The organism is Paenibacillus sp. B2(2019), from assembly GCF_008370385.1.
Classification (GTDB): Bacteria; Bacillota; Bacilli; order Paenibacillales; family Paenibacillaceae; genus Paenibacillus_AQ.
Genome location: NZ_VTZR01000028.1, coordinates 1 through 17446, shown reverse-complemented (window position 1 = coordinate 17446; position 17446 = coordinate 1). Strand labels below are relative to the sequence as shown.

Here is a 17446-nt window from a genome sequence, read left to right as displayed (position 1 = left end):
TGTCCCAAAACAGCATATACTAGCGGCACAAGTGTAAACAGAGAACTTCTGTTTATGCGGGAAATATAGTCTTTATATTTCGCCCGCGAAAATAACGAGCCTCGTGCTCAAGGAGATGTATTCTCTTTGACCGGGCTCGTTTACTTTGTGGCGAATATAGACGTATGAGAGGAGCTGTGGCTGTGGAGGATCAGAAGAACAGAATCTCCGTCAAGACATCCGGCAACAAGAACAGCCCAGATAAGGGAGTGGAGAAAAAGGTTATTCCTGAGGAAAACCCTGAGCGTTTAACAGCAGATCATCGCAATCCAGAAGACATTCCACTGGAAGAAAAAATGAATACAATGTATCGATTAACCTTTGAATGGGCCCATATCTTAGAGAAATCACGAATTTATCAGTATACGGAGCTGTTATATTCACCTTGGACACTAATTTGGAAAAATATTTTATATGGAGCGGCTCGTGGAGTAGGGATCGCGCTGGGCTTTACTTTTTTTGCGGCAACGATCATCTATGTTCTTCAGGTTCTTGGAGCCTTGAATCTACCGATCATCGGAGATTATATTGCGGATATTGTACGAATTGTTCAGCGTCAGCTGGAATTCAAATAGCTTTTTAAGGCGTAGCTATCTTTACTTGGTTTGTAGGAGAGAGTGGGGTTCGGTCAATCTTCTTTGGTGGATTTATCCAGCCTTGGGCTTCTATGTTTCTCCCGAGTCCGTACCATTCCTTCTTTAATCTTTGGAGAGGGCTGCGCTGCTTTTTTTCCTCGTGTAAGATGCGTAAGCCTCTCATTAATAATAAATATCGTCGGTCATCTTCATGACTGAGTTGTTGTACATTTTTAAAATAGTCGTGATTCACTTACGTTACACTCCTTGTATGTCGATTTCAGCATGCGTTAGATCAGTTTACCAGCTGAATCTGAACATTTTCTTAACAAAATGACATAGCGCAGAAAAAATAAAAAAACAGCGGGCCATTCCACAATGAAACTGGAACCGCACGCTGTTCATTTTTTTGTGGGGACGATGCTTTTACTCCTCGCCTTCGAGCGGATCAAGCATGTAACTTCCCTCGCCACTATCCTTGTAACGCTCGTAGCTACGTCCCGGTACTACAACTACATTGTTGCCTGTAATATCGGTGGCGATAAAGTTCTCCCAAGGCTCTACGCAGCCTTCAAGCTCATCGGCTTCAATCTCCATATCATTATAGGAGTCAATGTTGCTGCCCTCCGCCATGGCGGGGGAATCGGAGTTTCCATAGCTTTCTACAATCTGCCAGGCATCCTCACCGTCAAAGCCGTTTTGATCCTCTCGTTCATCGAGACTCGTACGCCCAAATGGAGGAGACAAAAATTCTTCTTCAATTGGCCGAGTAAAAGGTGCATTTTGACGTGGGGCATGCTCTTTACAATAAAGCGTGGAGGGAATAGCGGATAGACGCTCAAAAGGGATCGGTTTACCGCTAGCTTTACATATCCCATAGGTGCCTTCATCCATAGCGTTGAGAGCAGCTTCAATATCATCCAGCTCATGCTCGTCCCGCTCTAGCAGTGAAATATCCATGGAGCGATTATACAAATCGGTGGCTGCATCGCCTGGATGGTTGTCATTCTCGGAAAGTTCTCCGGTGCCATCCCGCATGGATTCCTGTAAGCCGTAATTTTCATTATTCTGAAGCCTGTGCTGAATAGTATCACGGTCTTTTTCTAATCGGGCGCGTAGCTCTGAGAGCTGCTGTACTGTCAGGTGCGTCATGATGAGTAAGCTCCTTTCTGTACTTTATTAAGAATCCTTCCGACAAACCGATTTGCACCGGATGGTTCTTTGTTAGGTTGACCTGAGAGGCGTTATTTTAGCGATGGAAAATAGTCCCCAAGATTAAGCGCCCGAGAGGTGTCACGCAATAGACGATCTTCTAAGGGCTGTGCTACAATATACAAGTCTTATAACAGTATTCGTACCGCATTTGGCGGGAAAAATAAGAACGGAGTGACAACTTCTGTGGTGTACTATTTGATTGCTCTTATTGTATTTTTGGTGGATCAGGGAACGAAGTATCTCATTGCCACACGTCTGGAGCTTGGGGAACAGATTCCGGTGATCGGGAATTTCTTCCTAATTACCTCACATCGTAATCGCGGGGCTGCTTTTGGGATTCTACAAGGTCAGCAATGGTTCTTCTTTTTAGTTACGGTTGTAGTGGTTGCAGGTATCGTTTGGTACTTGAACAAAACTAGACATTCGCGGAAGATGCTATCGGTTGCCCTTGGACTTGTTCTGGGTGGAGCGATAGGTAACTTCCTAGACCGGATGATCAGTGGTGAGGTTGTCGATTTCCTTCTGTTTAATTTTGGAAGCTATAGCTTCCCGATTTTTAACGTTGCGGATTCATGTATCGTCATTGGGGTTGGGTTGATTCTTTTGGACTCCTTCCGCGATCTTAAGAATGGTGAAGAAATCACGGAAATCAAAGAAGTAAAAGAAGCAAAGGAAGTAAAAGAAGGGAATGAATGATTTGAGTAAAGACGTCAATCACCAAGCGGCATCTACGAGCGAAGAAGAGAGGGACGTCACGGAGTGGACCGTTTCAGCAGAGAACGCGCGGGAGCGAATCGATAAATATATAACGGAATCTTGGGAAGAGGATATTTCTCGTTCTCAGGTGCAGCTGTGGATCAGTGGTGGCCATGTTACGGTTAATGGGGCACCGGTTAAAGCTAACTATAAGCTCTCAGAAGGCGATAAAGTTTCCATTGTCGTACCAGAAGCGGAAGTTACGGACTTGATCCCAGAGAATATTCCTCTTGAAGTTGTATACGAAGACAGCGATGTCATTGTTATAAATAAGCCGCGTGGTATGGTTGTACATCCGGCTGCCGGGCACCCGTCAGGCACCTTGGTAAATGCACTGATGTATCACTGCAAGGATCTGTCCGGTATTAATGGTGAGATTCGTCCAGGTATTGTACACCGTATTGATAAGGATACCTCTGGTCTTATTATGGTGGCTAAAAATGATGCCAGTCACGCGTCGCTCGCAGCACAGCTTAAAGAGCACAGTGTAACACGCCGCTATATAGCAGTTGTACACGGCAATTTGTCGCATGACAAAGGAACGGTTGACGCTCCGATCGGTAGAGATCCACATGATCGCAAGCTATATACTGTAACGGAAAAGAACAGCAAGAAATCTGTGACCCATTTTACGGTGATGGAACGTTTCGGTGACTGTACACTACTGGAGCTGCAGCTGGAGACTGGCCGCACGCATCAGATCAGAGTGCATATGAAATTCATTGGTCATCCGCTTGTGGGTGATCCGATTTATGGACGCAGTAAAGGAACAGCTATGAATGGACAGGCGTTACATGCGGCGGTGCTTGGATTTATTCATCCTACGACAGGTGAATATAAAGAATTCAGCAGACCTATTCCGGAAGACATGGAAGATGTTCTGTTCACATTGCGCAGCAGATAAGTACAAATGAAGTGATAATTAGTCTATGGTATTGAACTCTGCTTTCCATCATATTTAATAACATAAGGATAAAGAGAAGGTTATGCCTTATTCTTTATCCTTATTTTTTATCACAGAAACGGATCTCTAGAAACATAAGCCATCCAAGGGACGGCGAAGCCGTTTCTTCTAAAATTAGAATAGATATCCAGGAGATGAGATGAAAGTATGAGTATTGAACAATACCAAGACAGCTTCATTCAGACTAATTTTGCAGACCGCATCGGCGGTGCGAACTACGGCAAGGACACTTCGATTTATAAATTCGAGAAAATCAAACGTGCTAAAGCATCCGCAAAACAGGATTTTCCTGATATTGAATTGATCGATATGGGCGTAGGCGAGCCAGATGAGATGGCTGATGCAGGTATCGTGGCTAAGCTTGCTGAAGAAGCAGCTAAGGAAGAGAACCGTGGTTATGCGGACAATGGAATTGCTGAGTTTAAGACAGCTGCTGCTGATTATTTGCGGGAAGTATTCCGTGTTGAAGGCATTGATCCCGTTACGGAGGTAGTTCACTCTATCGGTTCTAAGCCTGCACTGGCGATGTTGCCTTCTTGCTTCATTAACCCAGGAGATATTACGATCATGACGGTGCCGGGTTATCCAGTGCTGGGTACACACACTAAATACTTGGGTGGACAAGTGTTTACAGTAGAGCTGAAGAAAGAGAATAACTTCCTTCCAGATCTGAACGAAATTCCAGAAGAAGTTGCTCATAAAGCCAAGCTTCTTTACTTGAACTATCCAAACAATCCGACGGGCGCTAGTGCGACTCCTGAGTTTTTTGCTGAGGTAGTTGCATGGGCTAAAAAATATGATGTAGTCGTTATCCACGATGCACCATATGCTGCCTTGACCTATGACGGTTTGAAGCCGCTTAGCTTCTTGTCAGTTCCGGGTGCTAAGGATGTTGGCGTGGAGCTGCATTCCTTGTCCAAGTCCTACAATATGACAGGCTGGAGAATCGGCTTTGTTGCTGGGAATCCTTTAGTTGTTAAAGCCTTCAGTGATGTGAAGGATAATAATGATTCCGGTCAATTTATCGCAATTCAAAAAGCTGCGGCTTACGGTCTTGCTCATCCAGAGATTACTGAAGCGATTGCTGCCAAGTATTCTCGTCGTCACAACCTGTTGGTAGATGCACTGAACAGCCTGGGCTTCCAAGCTGAGAAACCAAAGGGCTCCTTCTTCCTTTATGTTGCAGCACCTAAGGGGGTCAAAGGTGGTCGCCGTTTCGAATCCGGTGAGGATTTCTCGCAATTCCTGATCCGTGAAAAGCTAATCTCCACCGTGCCTTGGGATGATGCAGGTCCGTTTGTACGTTTCTCTGTTACCTTTATTGCTAAAGGGGAAGAGGAAGAAAGACGTGTCATCTCTGAAATCCAAAGACGCTTAAGCGATGTGGAGTTTGAATTTTAAACATTAGTTAGACATTGAAGCCGCCTAAGGGAAACCTTGGGTGGCTTTTCTTTATGTAGTGGCTAGTCTACTGTGGATTAGACTACTGTAGAATAGAGCTACTGTAAGATAGGGAATTCTTCCCTCTAATTTTGTGTTTTAGCTTCAATCCGCTAGAATATAGGGAATTTCCCCCTCTATTTCAGCATATTTGGTTGTATTCAAGGAAATCTTTCAATTTATAGGGAGGAATTCCGCATAACCTGATCATAATGACTATTATGGCCTAATTATAGGGAGGTTTTCCCTATAATACCGCCTTCCTTTTGTTGTTAATAGAAGCAGGCTTGGAAAGCGTTGTAGTTTAGGCAGATAAAGTTGACATGCAGGGTTTGTTCTGTCATAATTCTGATTAAATGAATAGCGCCTTTAATTCAGTCCTGTGAGGCTGGCAAGGTAACGTGAATCGAGGTTCGCGACTCTTAGAAAGGTATCCGTGTGTATACACCGGACTGTCTTTTTATGCGCGCGGCCACCATCTTCTTCATCTGCGGATTTCACTCCTTGCCTGTTATAGGCAAGGAGTTTTTTGATTTCCAGGAACTTGAACAGGCGAAACAAGTGGAGGGTGACAAGATTATGGTTACTGAGAAAAATGTAATTATGGACGAAACGGCGATCCGCCGGGCATTATCGCGTATTGCTCATGAGATTTTGGAGAAGAACAAAGGGATTGAGAATTGTCTGCTGGTCGGTATCCGGACACGTGGCGTATACCTAGCACAGCGCATCGCTGAGCGGATCAAGGAAATTGAAGGCGTCGAGATTCCTTACGGCGAACTCGACATCACGCATTATCGAGATGACCGTGAAGTAGGAGGCAGTGAAGCAGTAGTGAAGAGTAACGTCATTATTACTTCCGGCAATGATGGCATCCATGATAAGAAGGTCATTTTGTTCGACGATGTGCTTTACACCGGACGCACCATCCGCGCGGCGATGGACGCTTTGATGGATTGTGGACGCCCACGAATGATTCAACTGGCAGTACTGGCTGACCGCGGACACCGTGAGCTGCCGATCCGACCAGACTACATCGGTAAGAATGTACCTACCTCAAAGCATGAGCAGATTGAAGTGGCGCTGAAGGAATACGACGGCAAAGACGAGGTCTACATTATTTCAAACCGGGAGGAACGATAACATCATGACACTTACCAAGGTAAAGGAACGTAGTCTGCTGGGAATAAAAGAGCTTGATCGGTCGGAAATCACTGGGCTGCTGGACAGAACAGCGTACTGGGACAATCAAAGTAAGAAGCTAACTCCCATTTTGAACTCGCATTTTATTTCTAACATGTTCTTTGAGAACAGCACACGCACACGTTTCTCCTTTGAAATGGCAGAGAAACGATTGGGTGCACAAGTACTGAATTTTACAGCTGCAGCTTCTAGTGTAGAAAAAGGGGAGTCGATCTACGATACAGTACGCACACTGGAATCGATGGGGATCGATGCCGGAGTTGTGCGTTTGAAGCCTGCAGGTGTGCTGCAGCAATTAGCTGAGAAGGTGTCCATACCGCTTATTAATGCGGGTGACGGCAACAATGAACATCCAACACAAGCGCTGCTTGATCTTTACACCATGACCAAAACGTTTGGAGATTTAAAGGGTCTCACGGTTTCTATTATCGGGGACATCATGCATAGCCGGGTAGCACGCTCCAATCTGTGGGGTCTTACAAAGCTAGGGGCTAAAGTGCAATTCTGTGCACCGGAGAATATGAAGGCTCCTGAGCTTATGGAATACGCACCTTATGTAACCATAGAAGAAGCTCTTAAAGCAGATGTAGTCATGATGCTTCGTGTGCAGCTGGAACGTCATTCTTCTGGCATCGTACTTTCCGCGGAAGATTACCGCAGACATTATGGTTTAACGGAAGAACGCGCAGCTAAGCTCGCAAAAGATACAATCATTATGCACCCAGCTCCGGTTAACCGGAATGTCGAGATTGATGATGCAGTTGTAGAGAGCAGTCAATCAAGGATTTTCCCGCAAATGTCTAATGGGGTTCCGGTTCGGATGGCAGTTCTCGAAAGAGCTTTACTATAAAGTTAAAAGAATGATGATGAATAAGGACTAATAAATATACACAAACATGAATTTTTATTATATAATAACGAGAGGGCCCGCAGCCGGGATCTGTGGGTAAAGGTAGAATCATGACAGTGATTATTAGAAACGCCAGCGTATTGAATAAGGAAGGCTTGTTAGAGCGGAAACATATTGTACTTGAAGAAGGTGTTATCTCGGCCTTAATCGATGGAAATGAAGCTGCTCCAGAAGCTGGAGAGATCATTGATGCTGAAGGCAAGCTGCTCATTCCAGGACTCATTGATATGCATGTGCACTTACGCGAACCGGGATTTGAACACAAGGAAACAGTGGAAACCGGAAGTCGTTCGGCTGCCAAAGGCGGATTTACAACCATCGCTTGTATGCCTAATACCCGTCCAGTAACAGATACCCCGGAAATTGTACAATTTGTCAAAGACAAAGCGCGTGAAGCAGGACTCGTTAAAGTACTTCCTTATGCAGCCATTACAAAAAATGAGCTCGGACGTGAGCTGACTGATTTTGCAGCGCTTAAAGAAGCTGGAGCTATTGGTTATACCGACGACGGCGTGGGCGTGCAAAGTGCTCAAATGATGAAAGATGCTATGAACATCGCCGCAGCACTGGATATGCCAGTCATTGCTCACTGCGAGGATAATTCACTGGTTGAAGGCTGCTGTGTAGCCGAAGGTGAGTTCGCAAGAAAGCATGGCCTGAAAGGAATTCCAAATGAGTCAGAAGCCATCCATGTTGGACGCGATATTTTGCTGGCTGAAGCGACAGGCGTTCATTACCATGTGTGCCATGTAAGTACTGAACAATCGGTGCGACTGATTCGCCAAGCGAAAGAAATCGGCATTAAAGTAACTGCTGAAGTGTGTCCGCATCACTTGCTGCTCTCTGAAGAAGATATTCCAGGCCTTGATGCCAATTGGAAAATGAACCCGCCGCTTCGCTCCCGCCGCGATGTTGAAGCATGTATCGAAGGTTTGCTTGACGGCACACTAGATATGATTGTTACGGATCATGCGCCGCATAGTGAGGAAGAGAAGGCTAAAGGCATGCAACTTGCACCTTTTGGTATCGTTGGATTCGAAACAGCTTTCCCACTACTATACACAGCGTTTGTAGCAACAGGGAAATGGGATTTATCCTTACTAGTACAAAGAATGACTGCTGATCCTGCACGGGTATTCAGACTGAACACCGGTGTGATGGATATCGGAGCTCCTGCAGATTTGACACTGATTGATTTGGAGCAGGAGAAAGAAGTAGACCCAGGATCTTTCGCAAGTAAAGGACGGAATACTCCTTTCGGTGGCTGGAAGCTTAAGGGCTGGCCAGTAATGACATGGGTAGACGGCAAAGCCGTATGGACTGAGAAAAACTAGCGGACTGGTGGGGCGGAGTTGCAATCTTTACGGATGCAGCGATTGTGTACACGTTCACTCCGGAAGGCTTGTAAGGCATAAGCATTAGACTACAGAAACAAGAAGGAGTGGAATGGAATGCAGGCGAGATTGCTGCTGCAAGACGGAACTTTATTTACAGGTACCGCATTTGGCGCTGAGGGCGAGAAGACAGGCGAGGTTGTTTTTAATACAGGAATTACAGGATATCAAGAGGTGCTGTCTGACCCTTCATATTGCGGACAAATCGTTACAATGACTTACCCATTGATCGGGAACTACGGGATTACTCGGGATGACTTTGAATCTATTCGACCTTTCGTACACGGCTTTGTAGTGCGCCGTCATGAAGAAGTACCTAGTAACTGGCGTGCTGAATATAGTGTGGACGACTTGTTGAAAGAATACGATATTCCAGGGATCAGCGAGATTGATACTCGGATGTTGACTCGGATTATTCGCCACTACGGAACAATGAAAGCGATCCTGACCACCTCTAACAAACGTGTAGAGGAACTGATGGAAATGATGGGAAATACTACGATTGAGGAATTGCGCAATCAGGTAGCTCGTACATCAACTGCAAGTTCGTACAGCAGCCCAGGCAACAAAGAAAGAATTGTACTTGTGGATTACGGTGCGAAGGCTGGTATTCTACGTGAGCTTAACGAACGTGGTTGTGATGTTGTTGTAGTGCCACATGATGTAAAAGCGGAAGAAGTTCGCCGTCTGAACCCAGATGGTATCCTACTGTCCAACGGCCCTGGGGACCCGAAAGATGTGCCTCACGCTGTCAAGACGATTTCCGAATTGCTTGGTGAATATCCGATCTTCGGCATCTGCCTTGGTCATCAGTTGTTTGCACTTGCTTGTGGAGCGGATACAGAGAAGCTGAAATTCGGTCACCGCGGTGGGAATCACCCTGTGAAGGAACTGGAAAGCGGACGCTGCTTCATCACTTCCCAGAACCATGGTTATACCGTGAATGAGGAATCTGTGAAGAACACTGAACTAGAAGTTACTCACATTAATAATAATGATAAGACTGTTGAAGGTATTAAACATACACGTTACCCAGCATTTTCGGTGCAATATCATCCAGAAGCGGCGCCAGGACCACATGACAGCAGCTACTTATTCGATCGCTTCCTCCAATTGATTGCCGATCATAAAGCAAAGACACCTGTTGTTTCACGTCAGGCACAACTTGCGGCAAACGCCAGAATCACGGCGCCAAAAACTAACTTACAGCTTGAAGCCGTGAAAGGAGCTCTATAACATGCCAAAGAACGATAAACTTAAAAAAATACTAGTGATCGGTTCCGGACCGATCGTCATCGGCCAAGCAGCGGAGTTTGACTACGCAGGAACTCAGGCTTGCCAAGCTCTTAAAGAAGAAGGCGTGGAAGTCGTACTGATTAACAGCAATCCAGCAACGATTATGACAGATACAAATATTGCAGATAAAGTGTACATCGAGCCTATTACGCTTGAATTCGTAACTGCGATTATTCGCCAAGAGCGTCCAGATGGATTGCTTCCAACGCTGGGCGGTCAAACTGGCCTAAATATGGCTGTAGAATTGGCTCGTGCAGGTGTACTTGAGCAAGAGAATGTTAAGCTTCTCGGTACACAGCTTGATTCCATTGAGAAAGCAGAAGATCGCGATTTGTTCCGTGATCTAATGCGTGAATTGGATCAACCTGTACCGGATAGCACCATTATCACTACTGTAGATGAAGCAATGAATTTCGCTGAGGAAATTGGATTCCCTCTGATTGTACGTCCAGCTTATACACTTGGCGGCACAGGCGGCGGGATCTGTGATAACGAAGAAGAGCTGCGTGAAACCGTCAAAGCAGGAATTCGTTACAGCCCGATCGGACAATGTCTGGTTGAGAAGAGTATTGCCGGCATGAAGGAAGTTGAATACGAGGTTATGCGTGATGCTAATGACAACTGTATCGTTGTCTGCAACATGGAAAACTTTGATCCTGTAGGCGTACATACAGGTGACAGTATCGTTGTGGCACCTAGCCAGACGTTATCGGATCGCGAATACCAAATGCTGCGCACAGCTTCACTCAAAATCATCCGCGCCCTGAATATTGAAGGTGGATGTAACGTACAATTCGCACTTGATCCGCAAAGTTATCAATATTATGTAATCGAAGTAAACCCGCGTGTCAGCCGTTCCTCGGCTCTGGCTTCCAAAGCAACTGGATATCCAATTGCCAAAATGGCTGCCAAAATCGCGATGGGTTACACGCTGGATGAAATCGTCAATCCGGTAACCGGACAGACTTATGCATGCTTCGAGCCAACACTTGACTATATTGTAAGTAAAATTCCACGCTGGCCGTTCGACAAGTTCATTCATGCGAACCGTAAGCTGGGTACGCAAATGAAAGCGACAGGCGAAGTAATGGCGATCGGCCGTACTTTTGAAGAGTCGATTCATAAAGCGATCCGTTCCTTGGAAATTGGTGTTCACCGGTTCCGTCTGCCAGGTGCAGAGACACTGGAAGAGAGCGTGCTGCGTGAACGTCTTGCGAAGCCTGACGATGAGCGTCTGTTCCTGATTGCTGAAGCTTTCCGCCGTGGTTACGGTTTGCAAGAAATCCAGGATATTACGAACGTAGACTGGTGGTTCCTCTCCAAAATTGAAGGTTTGATTAACTTTGAAGAGGTTATTCGCGGCGAAGAAACGTTGTCTGCGGAAACTCTATACCAAGCGAAACGTAAAGGCTTTACAGACCGTGCGATTGCTGAGATTCGTGCAGAAGGACAAGCGAACGGGAAATTCACCAAAGAAGCTGATGTGCGCGCGCTACGTTTGGAGCAAGGATTAACACCTGTGTTCAAAATGGTAGATACTTGTGCGGCCGAGTTCGAAGCTTCTACACCTTATTACTACTCGACTTATGAGACTGAGAACGAGGTCATTCATTCTGATAAGCAAAAGGTTATCGTGCTGGGATCTGGTCCAATCCGGATCGGTCAAGGGATTGAGTTCGATTACTCCACAGTCCATGCGGTATGGGCCATTCAAAAGGCTGGATATGAAGCGGTTATCATCAATAATAACCCTGAGACTGTATCTACAGACTTTAATACTTCGGACCGGTTGTACTTTGAACCATTATTCTTCGAAGATGTCATGAACGTAATTGCGCAAGAGAATCCGATTGGAGTTATTGTTCAATTCGGAGGTCAAACAGCGATTAACCTTGCGGCACCTCTAAGTGCTGCTGGTGTGAAGATTCTTGGAACTAGCCTTGATAGCATTGATGAAGCTGAGAACCGTAAGAAATTCGAAGCTTTGCTGGCACGCCTTGATATCGCTCAACCGAAAGGAAAAACGGTTACCGACGTGGATCAAGCTGTAGAAACTGCACAATCCCTTGGGTATCCGGTGCTGGTACGTCCTTCCTACGTACTAGGCGGACGTGCAATGGAAATCGTATATAACGATACTGAACTGCTTAGCTACATGGTAGAAGCGGTGAAAGTGAATCCGGAGCATCCGGTATTGATTGACCGTTACATGCTAGGTAAAGAGGTTGAGGTAGACGCGATTTGTGATGGTGAGACAGTAGTTATTCCGGGCATCATGGAACATGTCGAACGCGCAGGTGTTCACTCCGGTGACTCTATCGCCGTATATCCTCCGCAATATCTGGATGAAGGTCTAAAAGAGAAAATCGCTGAGATCACTATTAAAATCGCTAAGGAACTGAAGACGATTGGACTGGTCAACATCCAGTTTGTTATCTATCAGAACGAAGTATACGTAATCGAAGTAAATCCACGCTCCTCGCGTACGGTTCCTTTCCTGAGTAAGGTGACAGGAATTCCAATGGCGCATTTGGCAACCAAAATCATTCTCGGCAGCAAGCTGAAGGATGACGGTTATACAGAAGGTTTGTGGCCGGAAAGCGATTATGTATCGGTTAAAGTGCCAGTGTTCTCTTTTGCCAAACTGCGTAGAGTAGAACCTACACTCGGACCTGAAATGAAATCAACCGGTGAGGTTATGGGCCGTGATAAATTGTACGCAAAAGCTTTATACAAAGGTCTGATCGGAGCAGGGATGAAAATTCCAGCCACAGGCGCTATCATCGTTACGGTGGCAGATAAAGATAAAGCAGAAGCTGTGGAACTTATGAAGGGCTTCCACTCCATGGGTTACAAAATCATTGCAACTGGAGGCACGGCACAAGCGCTTGAAGAAGCAGGCCTCAACGTAATGAATGTAAACAAGCTGGATGAAGGTGCGCCAAACATTCTCGACTTGATTCGTGGTGGGCAAGCTAACTTCGTCTTTAATACACTGACTAAAGGCAAAACGCCAGAACGTGACGGATTCCGAATCCGCCGTGAAGCGGTTGAGAATGGCGTCGTATGTATGACTTCACTGGATACAGTGACGGCACTTCTCAGAATGCTGCAGACGATTAACTTCTCGTCACAGTCCATGCCTGCTTTTGTCGGACAATTGAACTAATCTCATAAAGATGCATAGGGCGGTTTGCGTTTACGCAGACCGTTCCGCTATGCCTAGGGTCTAATAAATAAAGGGTGTGGATGTAGTCTGCACTGGATAGGAGCATGGTTATGGGAGTAGGAGAAGTAGAGTGGAAAGCAATGGCGAATCGTCTGATGATCGCTTTGGATTATCCTGATGTGACTGGAGCAAGAGCCTTAATAGATAAGCTGGAAGGAATTCCTTGCTATATGAAGGTAGGCATGCAGCTGTTCTATGCGGCAGGACCAGAATTTATTCAAGAGCTGAAATCTCGTGGCTATTCTGTGTTCGTTGACGTGAAAATGCATGATATCCCTAACACGGTAAAAGGTGGCGCTCAAAGTCTTACGAATCTTGGCGCTGATATGTTTAACGTACACGCGGCAGGGGGCTCAGCCATGTTGGCTGCAGCACGCGATGGAGCGGCTTCAGCAGTTAGTGCTAATGCTGCCCTTAAGATGCCTTTGATTATTGCAGTTACCCAGCTAACCAGTACGAGTCAAGAAGTGATGAATAACGAAATTGGGATCGCTGGAGAGGTAGCGGATACTGTGGTAAGATACGCCAAGCTGGCTGCCGATGCGGGTCTAGATGGTGTAGTAGCATCGCCACAAGAGTCCGCAGCTATCGCAGAAGCTTGCGGCCCAGCATTTTGCACGGTTACACCGGGTATCCGGCCAGCAGGTGCTTCCTTGGACGATCAGTCCCGGGTTATGACACCTGGAAAAGCCATTCGTCAGGGTAGTCACTACCTTGTTGTAGGACGGCCGATTACAGCTTCACCAGATCCACGTCAAGCAGCACTAAACATTATTGAGGAGATGACCCTAGCATGAGCTCATTAAATAGAAGTGAACAAGTAGCAAGTTATCTGTTGGAGATTGGAGCAGTAGCACTGCGTCCCCAGGAGCCTTTTACATGGACCTCTGGTATCAAATCGCCGATCTATTGCGACAATCGTCTGACTATGGCTTACCCAGAAGTTCGTAACTATATTGCAGATGCCTTCGCGCAGCTTATTAAGAGCGAGTATCCGGACGCTGAAGTGATCGCAGGTACAGCAACCGCGGGTATTCCACACGCGGCTTGGGTAGCAGATAAACTGAACCTGCCAATGGCTTATATCCGTGATAAAGCTAAAGGCCACGGCAAGCAGAATCAGATCGAAGGTCTGATTAAACCGGGACAAAAGGTTGTTGTTATTGAAGATCTGATCTCCACAGGTGGAAGCTCCATCAAAGCGGCTCAGGCCGTGCAAGAAGCTGGCGCAGAAGTGCTGGCTGTACTCGCAATCTTCAGCTATGAGCTGGACCGTGCAGTGGATGCTTTTGCTGCAGCTGAAATGCCATTACAAAGCTTGTCCAACTACAGCACATTGATTGATGTGGCTCTTGCACAAGGTAAAATTGAATCGACGGACGTAGAAGTACTGAAGTCTTGGAGAAAAGATCCTTCATCATTTGGTGTTTAAGCTTAAATAAATGAGTATAGTTTAGGCGAGCCTCTCACTTTTCAGTGAGGGGCTTTTATTTTTTAACAGACACAACATACTCAACTGTCATCCAAGACACGAACAGTTGTATTTTGTACACTTAAACTAACTTTTCTTAGAGGAATTGGCACTATAGTTGCACTTGGTTTTTAACTGTACAGAGTGCAATTAAAAGGAGAAACAAAATAAACTTGGCTCTAATAGTTGCAGAAAGTGAAACTATCCAGTTGTAGAGGATAGGATTGTGTCGCTCAATGGAGATGTAGCAAGTGAGCAAGTGTGAGTGGGAAGATGGAGATCGTGTATCTGCAAAAGCTCCTAGTAACATTTTTATGAGAATAATATGAAGAAATCGTAGTATAACTTTAAACGTCCTGTAACTTCCCTTCTTGATTAAAGCTTTATACTGTTACTAGGATTATGGATTATTTATCCATAAGATGTAGAAGAATCAAGTATTTTATGGGAGGATATAATAATGAATCATAAAAACAACAATAAACGGCTGTGGCGCCGCTGGTTAAGCCTTGGGGTATGCGCTGCGCTGATACTACCCTTAATCTCTGATGGGTGGAATACGGCTTGGGCTGAGCCTTCTAAGGCTTCAGTGGAGCAACGTGTATTGCGTATTGGGAGTCTATGGTCTGGGGAGGACGATTGGTTTTTTCGTCAGCAGTTTACGGATATGTATGAATTGCAGCATCCAGAAATCAAATTGGAGATTATTCCGGCTATAGATACGAATGACCTTCGGTACAATAACACCCCCTCAGACGCAAGCTCTGACAATTTGGAATATATCCGAGCGATTATGGGCGGGGATAAGCCTGTTGATGTGATCATCGGTGATAGCGCATTAGTGAAGAGTTTAGTAGATCATAATCTTGTCCAATCGCTGGAGCCGCTTATAGCGCGTGATCAATATGATTTAAGCAATATGGCGCCTACAATGCTGAATGGAGTTCGTGAGCTGGGTAGAGGAAGTCTTTTTGCGTTGGCGCCGATCTTCTCGTCTAGCGCACTTTTTTATAACAAGGGAATCTTTGATGCTGCTGGTGTGGGCTATCCAACGGACAAGATGACTTGGAATGAACTGTTTACGCTGGCAGATAAGGTGACGAAGAAGTCATCTAATAAAGAAACACGGATATACGGGTTCTCGATGAATCGTTACTTAAGTGATCCATTCTGGGATATGCAGAGCTATGTCGCACCGCTAGAACTTAAGATGTACGATAATAAGGGTCAGCACATGACTGTAAATACTACGCAGTGGAATCAGGCTTGGACTACTTACAGCCAGTTGGTTAAGAAACAAATTGTACCTGAGTTAAATGGGTTGGATTTTGCAGGAACAGAAGGGAATACCTATAGTCCAATCCAAGGTGATCTGTTCCTCACAGGTAAAGCAGCAATGGTCGTTGGAGAATATGGTTATCTCAATGAACTGGCGGGAGTGGCTCGTAATGCTGCTAAGATCAAAAATTACAGTCCCATCAAATGGGGCGTGGTTACTGTACCTACCTTTCAGGAAAAACCGGATGTTGCGATTGGAACATGGCTTGGTAATATGATGGCTATTACTTCTACGGCTACTAATAAGGAAGATGCTTGGGATTTGATTAAGTTCGTCAACAGTAATGAGGTTGCGAAAATTAAAGCCCATAACAAGAGTGAACTGACTTCCCGTAAGGATTATATTATCGCTCAAACCCCTTCTGTAAATTTAGAGGCATTTTATACGCTTAAGCCTTTACCTGCAACGGATCCTTTATTGATCAGTTTACAGATGCAGAAGCCTGGGATTAGCCAGATTGGGGATGTTGGACGACAACTATTCATTGATGTTTATCAGGGGAAGAAAACCGTCGAGAATGCACTCAAATCTTGGGAGAAGCAAGGGAATACCATGCTGGATACACTTGAAAAAGATCCTACGGTCTATTTCAACTCGATCGGTGAATGACTCTGGAATATGCCCTAAGCCACCAGTTTTCTGGTGGCTTATTTTGTGGAACTTGGGCATGATAAGTTCAGAGCGGTGTATCATAAATTTGCGAAAAGGAGAAGAGGGCATCATGAATTGGATATACTTCGCGAAACTGTTCAGGACCAGATTTCAAGCAGGTTGTTTGGCTAAAAGATTGGAGCAAGATGGCTGGATTTACGGTTATCATGACCCACGTTTTGTAGAAATTTATCGATCCCGTAAGGGAAGGTACGGGGTTAGATTTCTGCCTTGAGAACTTTTATAAATTCTTCCTTGACGTAGACCCAATTTGTACTGTATATTATTTATTGTCGCTGTTTGAATATTTTTTCTGACGCGGGGTGGAGCAGCCCGGTAGCTCGTCGGGCTCATAACCCGAAGGCCGCAGGTTCAAATCCTGCCCCCGCAACCAATTTATTTACAACAGCAATTCTACATTCGGATATTTTTAGATCCGGGCCCTTAGCTCAGTTGGTTAGAGCGGTCGGCTCATAACCGATTGGTCGGGGGTTCGAGTCCCTCAGGGCCCACTTATCAAAAACCCTTACTTTGTAAGGGTTTTTTGCTGTCTATAGGCTCGCTGAAGCAAACGGGTGAGAGTGGGGAAAGGTCATATTTTGGAGCTTGCTAACCGATTTGCTAACGAGACTTCTATTCCACAGGTTCAAGCTGCTTTTCTGCGAATTTATTAAGTTCATTTTCAATTCTGTCAACGGCCGTAGAAAGACGATTAAACATCTCAGGCAAGGAAACATATGCCATCAATTATACAGAGGCAACTTACCCGTTAGTTCAATAGAATCAACAGTTTCAGTCCGATGGTATCCTCTTGTCTATGATTCAAGCCACCACTTTCAATCCTATGATAAAATACTTATAAATCCCACTATAGCCAAACGGCCAAAGCGGATATAATCTTACTCTAAATTACTGGAGATAGCGCTCCGTACTCGGCCCACTGCTCTTTTGTCGGGCCGTAAAG

Annotated in this window: 14 protein-coding genes and 2 tRNA genes; 15 read left to right on the top strand and 1 reads right to left on the bottom strand. The window is 45.4% G+C overall.

Translation table 11 applies throughout. The features are described 5' to 3' along the window. The first annotated feature begins 323 nt into the window (after window positions 1-323). Window positions 324-614, top strand: coding sequence for a DUF5665 domain-containing protein (locus PAENI_RS28365; RefSeq protein ID WP_371915735.1), 291 nt, complete (start codon window positions 324-326; stop codon window positions 612-614). 426 nt (window positions 615-1040) lie between these two features. Here the strand turns inward: PAENI_RS28365 and PAENI_RS28360 are convergent, their stop codons facing one another. After that, complete coding sequence (locus PAENI_RS28360; protein WP_042190825.1) at window positions 1041-1766, bottom strand: TraR/DksA C4-type zinc finger protein; 726 nt, start codon at window positions 1764-1766, stop codon at window positions 1041-1043. Between the two features lie 246 nt (window positions 1767-2012). Between PAENI_RS28360 and lspA the strand changes: the two genes are divergently transcribed. The 14 genes from lspA (at window position 2013) to PAENI_RS28295 (ending at window position 16994) form a co-directional block, all read left to right on the top strand. Beyond that, window positions 2013-2525: a signal peptidase II gene (gene lspA, locus PAENI_RS28355; protein WP_042190823.1), complete on the top strand. Its 513-nt coding sequence runs from the start codon at window positions 2013-2015 to the stop codon at window positions 2523-2525. Then, on the top strand, window positions 2518-3489 hold the full coding sequence (locus tag PAENI_RS28350; protein WP_042190820.1) for an RluA family pseudouridine synthase: 972 nt from the start codon (window positions 2518-2520) through the stop codon (window positions 3487-3489). The genes lspA and PAENI_RS28350 overlap by 8 nt, the downstream gene beginning before the upstream one ends. A gap of 207 nt (window positions 3490-3696) precedes the next feature. Further along, window positions 3697-4950: an LL-diaminopimelate aminotransferase gene (locus tag PAENI_RS28345; protein ID WP_076299647.1), complete on the top strand. Its 1254-nt coding sequence runs from the start codon at window positions 3697-3699 to the stop codon at window positions 4948-4950. A gap of 618 nt (window positions 4951-5568) precedes the next feature. After that, a complete protein-coding gene (gene pyrR / locus PAENI_RS28340; protein WP_149647673.1) occupies window positions 5569-6132 on the top strand; it encodes a bifunctional pyr operon transcriptional regulator/uracil phosphoribosyltransferase PyrR in 564 nt (187 codons plus the stop codon). A 4-nt stretch (window positions 6133-6136) separates the two neighbouring features. Further along, window positions 6137-7042, top strand: coding sequence for an aspartate carbamoyltransferase catalytic subunit (locus PAENI_RS28335; protein WP_149647589.1), 906 nt, complete (start codon window positions 6137-6139; stop codon window positions 7040-7042). A 110-nt stretch (window positions 7043-7152) separates the two neighbouring features. Further along, the gene (locus tag PAENI_RS28330; protein ID WP_188114730.1) at window positions 7153-8436 is read left to right on the top strand and encodes a dihydroorotase; all 1284 of its coding nucleotides are present in this window, start codon (window positions 7153-7155) and stop codon (window positions 8434-8436) included. Between the two features lie 117 nt (window positions 8437-8553). After that, the gene (gene carA / locus PAENI_RS28325) at window positions 8554-9732 is read left to right on the top strand and encodes a glutamine-hydrolyzing carbamoyl-phosphate synthase small subunit (RefSeq protein ID WP_149647588.1); all 1179 of its coding nucleotides are present in this window, start codon (window positions 8554-8556) and stop codon (window positions 9730-9732) included. A gap of 1 nt (window position 9733) precedes the next feature. Continuing rightward, window positions 9734-12961 (top strand): carbamoyl-phosphate synthase large subunit, encoded by a 3228-nt coding sequence (gene carB / locus PAENI_RS28320; protein WP_149647587.1) that lies wholly within the window; start codon window positions 9734-9736, stop codon window positions 12959-12961. Window positions 12962-13071: 110 nt separating this feature from the next. Next, complete coding sequence (gene pyrF / locus PAENI_RS28315; RefSeq protein WP_149647586.1) at window positions 13072-13818, top strand: orotidine-5'-phosphate decarboxylase; 747 nt, start codon at window positions 13072-13074, stop codon at window positions 13816-13818. Then, window positions 13815-14453 (top strand): orotate phosphoribosyltransferase, encoded by a 639-nt coding sequence (pyrE, locus tag PAENI_RS28310; RefSeq protein WP_042190802.1) that lies wholly within the window; start codon window positions 13815-13817, stop codon window positions 14451-14453. The genes pyrF and pyrE overlap by 4 nt, the downstream gene beginning before the upstream one ends. 499 nt (window positions 14454-14952) lie before the next feature. Then, a complete protein-coding gene (locus PAENI_RS28305; protein WP_149647585.1) occupies window positions 14953-16440 on the top strand; it encodes an ABC transporter substrate-binding protein in 1488 nt (495 codons plus the stop codon). 112 nt (window positions 16441-16552) lie between these two features. After that, window positions 16553-16717, top strand: a complete 165-nt coding sequence (locus tag PAENI_RS32090; RefSeq protein ID WP_019909365.1) for a hypothetical protein — start codon at window positions 16553-16555, stop codon at window positions 16715-16717. An 82-nt stretch (window positions 16718-16799) separates the two neighbouring features. Beyond that, window positions 16800-16876, top strand: a tRNA-Met gene (locus PAENI_RS28300). Between the two features lie 44 nt (window positions 16877-16920). Beyond that, window positions 16921-16994, top strand: a tRNA-Ile gene (locus PAENI_RS28295). The last annotated feature ends 452 nt before the right edge of the window (window positions 16995-17446 follow it).

Bases quoted from the DNA above. Each gene is read 5' to 3' on its own strand.
- carA (WP_149647588.1), top strand. From the start codon at position 8,554: ATGCAGGCGAGATTGCTGCTGCAAGACGGAACTTTATTTACAGGTACC.
- carB (WP_149647587.1), top strand. From the start codon at position 9,734: ATGCCAAAGAACGATAAACTTAAAAAAATACTAGTGATCGGTTCCGGA.
- PAENI_RS28305 (WP_149647585.1), top strand. From the start codon at position 14,953: ATGAATCATAAAAACAACAATAAACGGCTGTGGCGCCGCTGGTTAAGC.
- PAENI_RS28330 (WP_188114730.1), top strand. From the start codon at position 7,153: ATGACAGTGATTATTAGAAACGCCAGCGTATTGAATAAGGAAGGCTTG.
- pyrR (WP_149647673.1), top strand. From the start codon at position 5,569: ATGGTTACTGAGAAAAATGTAATTATGGACGAAACGGCGATCCGCCGG.
- pyrE (WP_042190802.1), top strand. From the start codon at position 13,815: ATGAGCTCATTAAATAGAAGTGAACAAGTAGCAAGTTATCTGTTGGAG.
- PAENI_RS28335 (WP_149647589.1), top strand. From the start codon at position 6,137: ATGACACTTACCAAGGTAAAGGAACGTAGTCTGCTGGGAATAAAAGAG.
- PAENI_RS28345 (WP_076299647.1), top strand. From the start codon at position 3,697: ATGAGTATTGAACAATACCAAGACAGCTTCATTCAGACTAATTTTGCA.
- PAENI_RS28350 (WP_042190820.1), top strand. From the start codon at position 2,518: ATGAATGATTTGAGTAAAGACGTCAATCACCAAGCGGCATCTACGAGC.
- PAENI_RS32090 (WP_019909365.1), top strand. From the start codon at position 16,553: ATGAATTGGATATACTTCGCGAAACTGTTCAGGACCAGATTTCAAGCA.
- PAENI_RS28360 (WP_042190825.1), bottom strand. From the start codon at position 1,766: ATGACGCACCTGACAGTACAGCAGCTCTCAGAGCTACGCGCCCGATTA.
- pyrF (WP_149647586.1), top strand. From the start codon at position 13,072: ATGGGAGTAGGAGAAGTAGAGTGGAAAGCAATGGCGAATCGTCTGATG.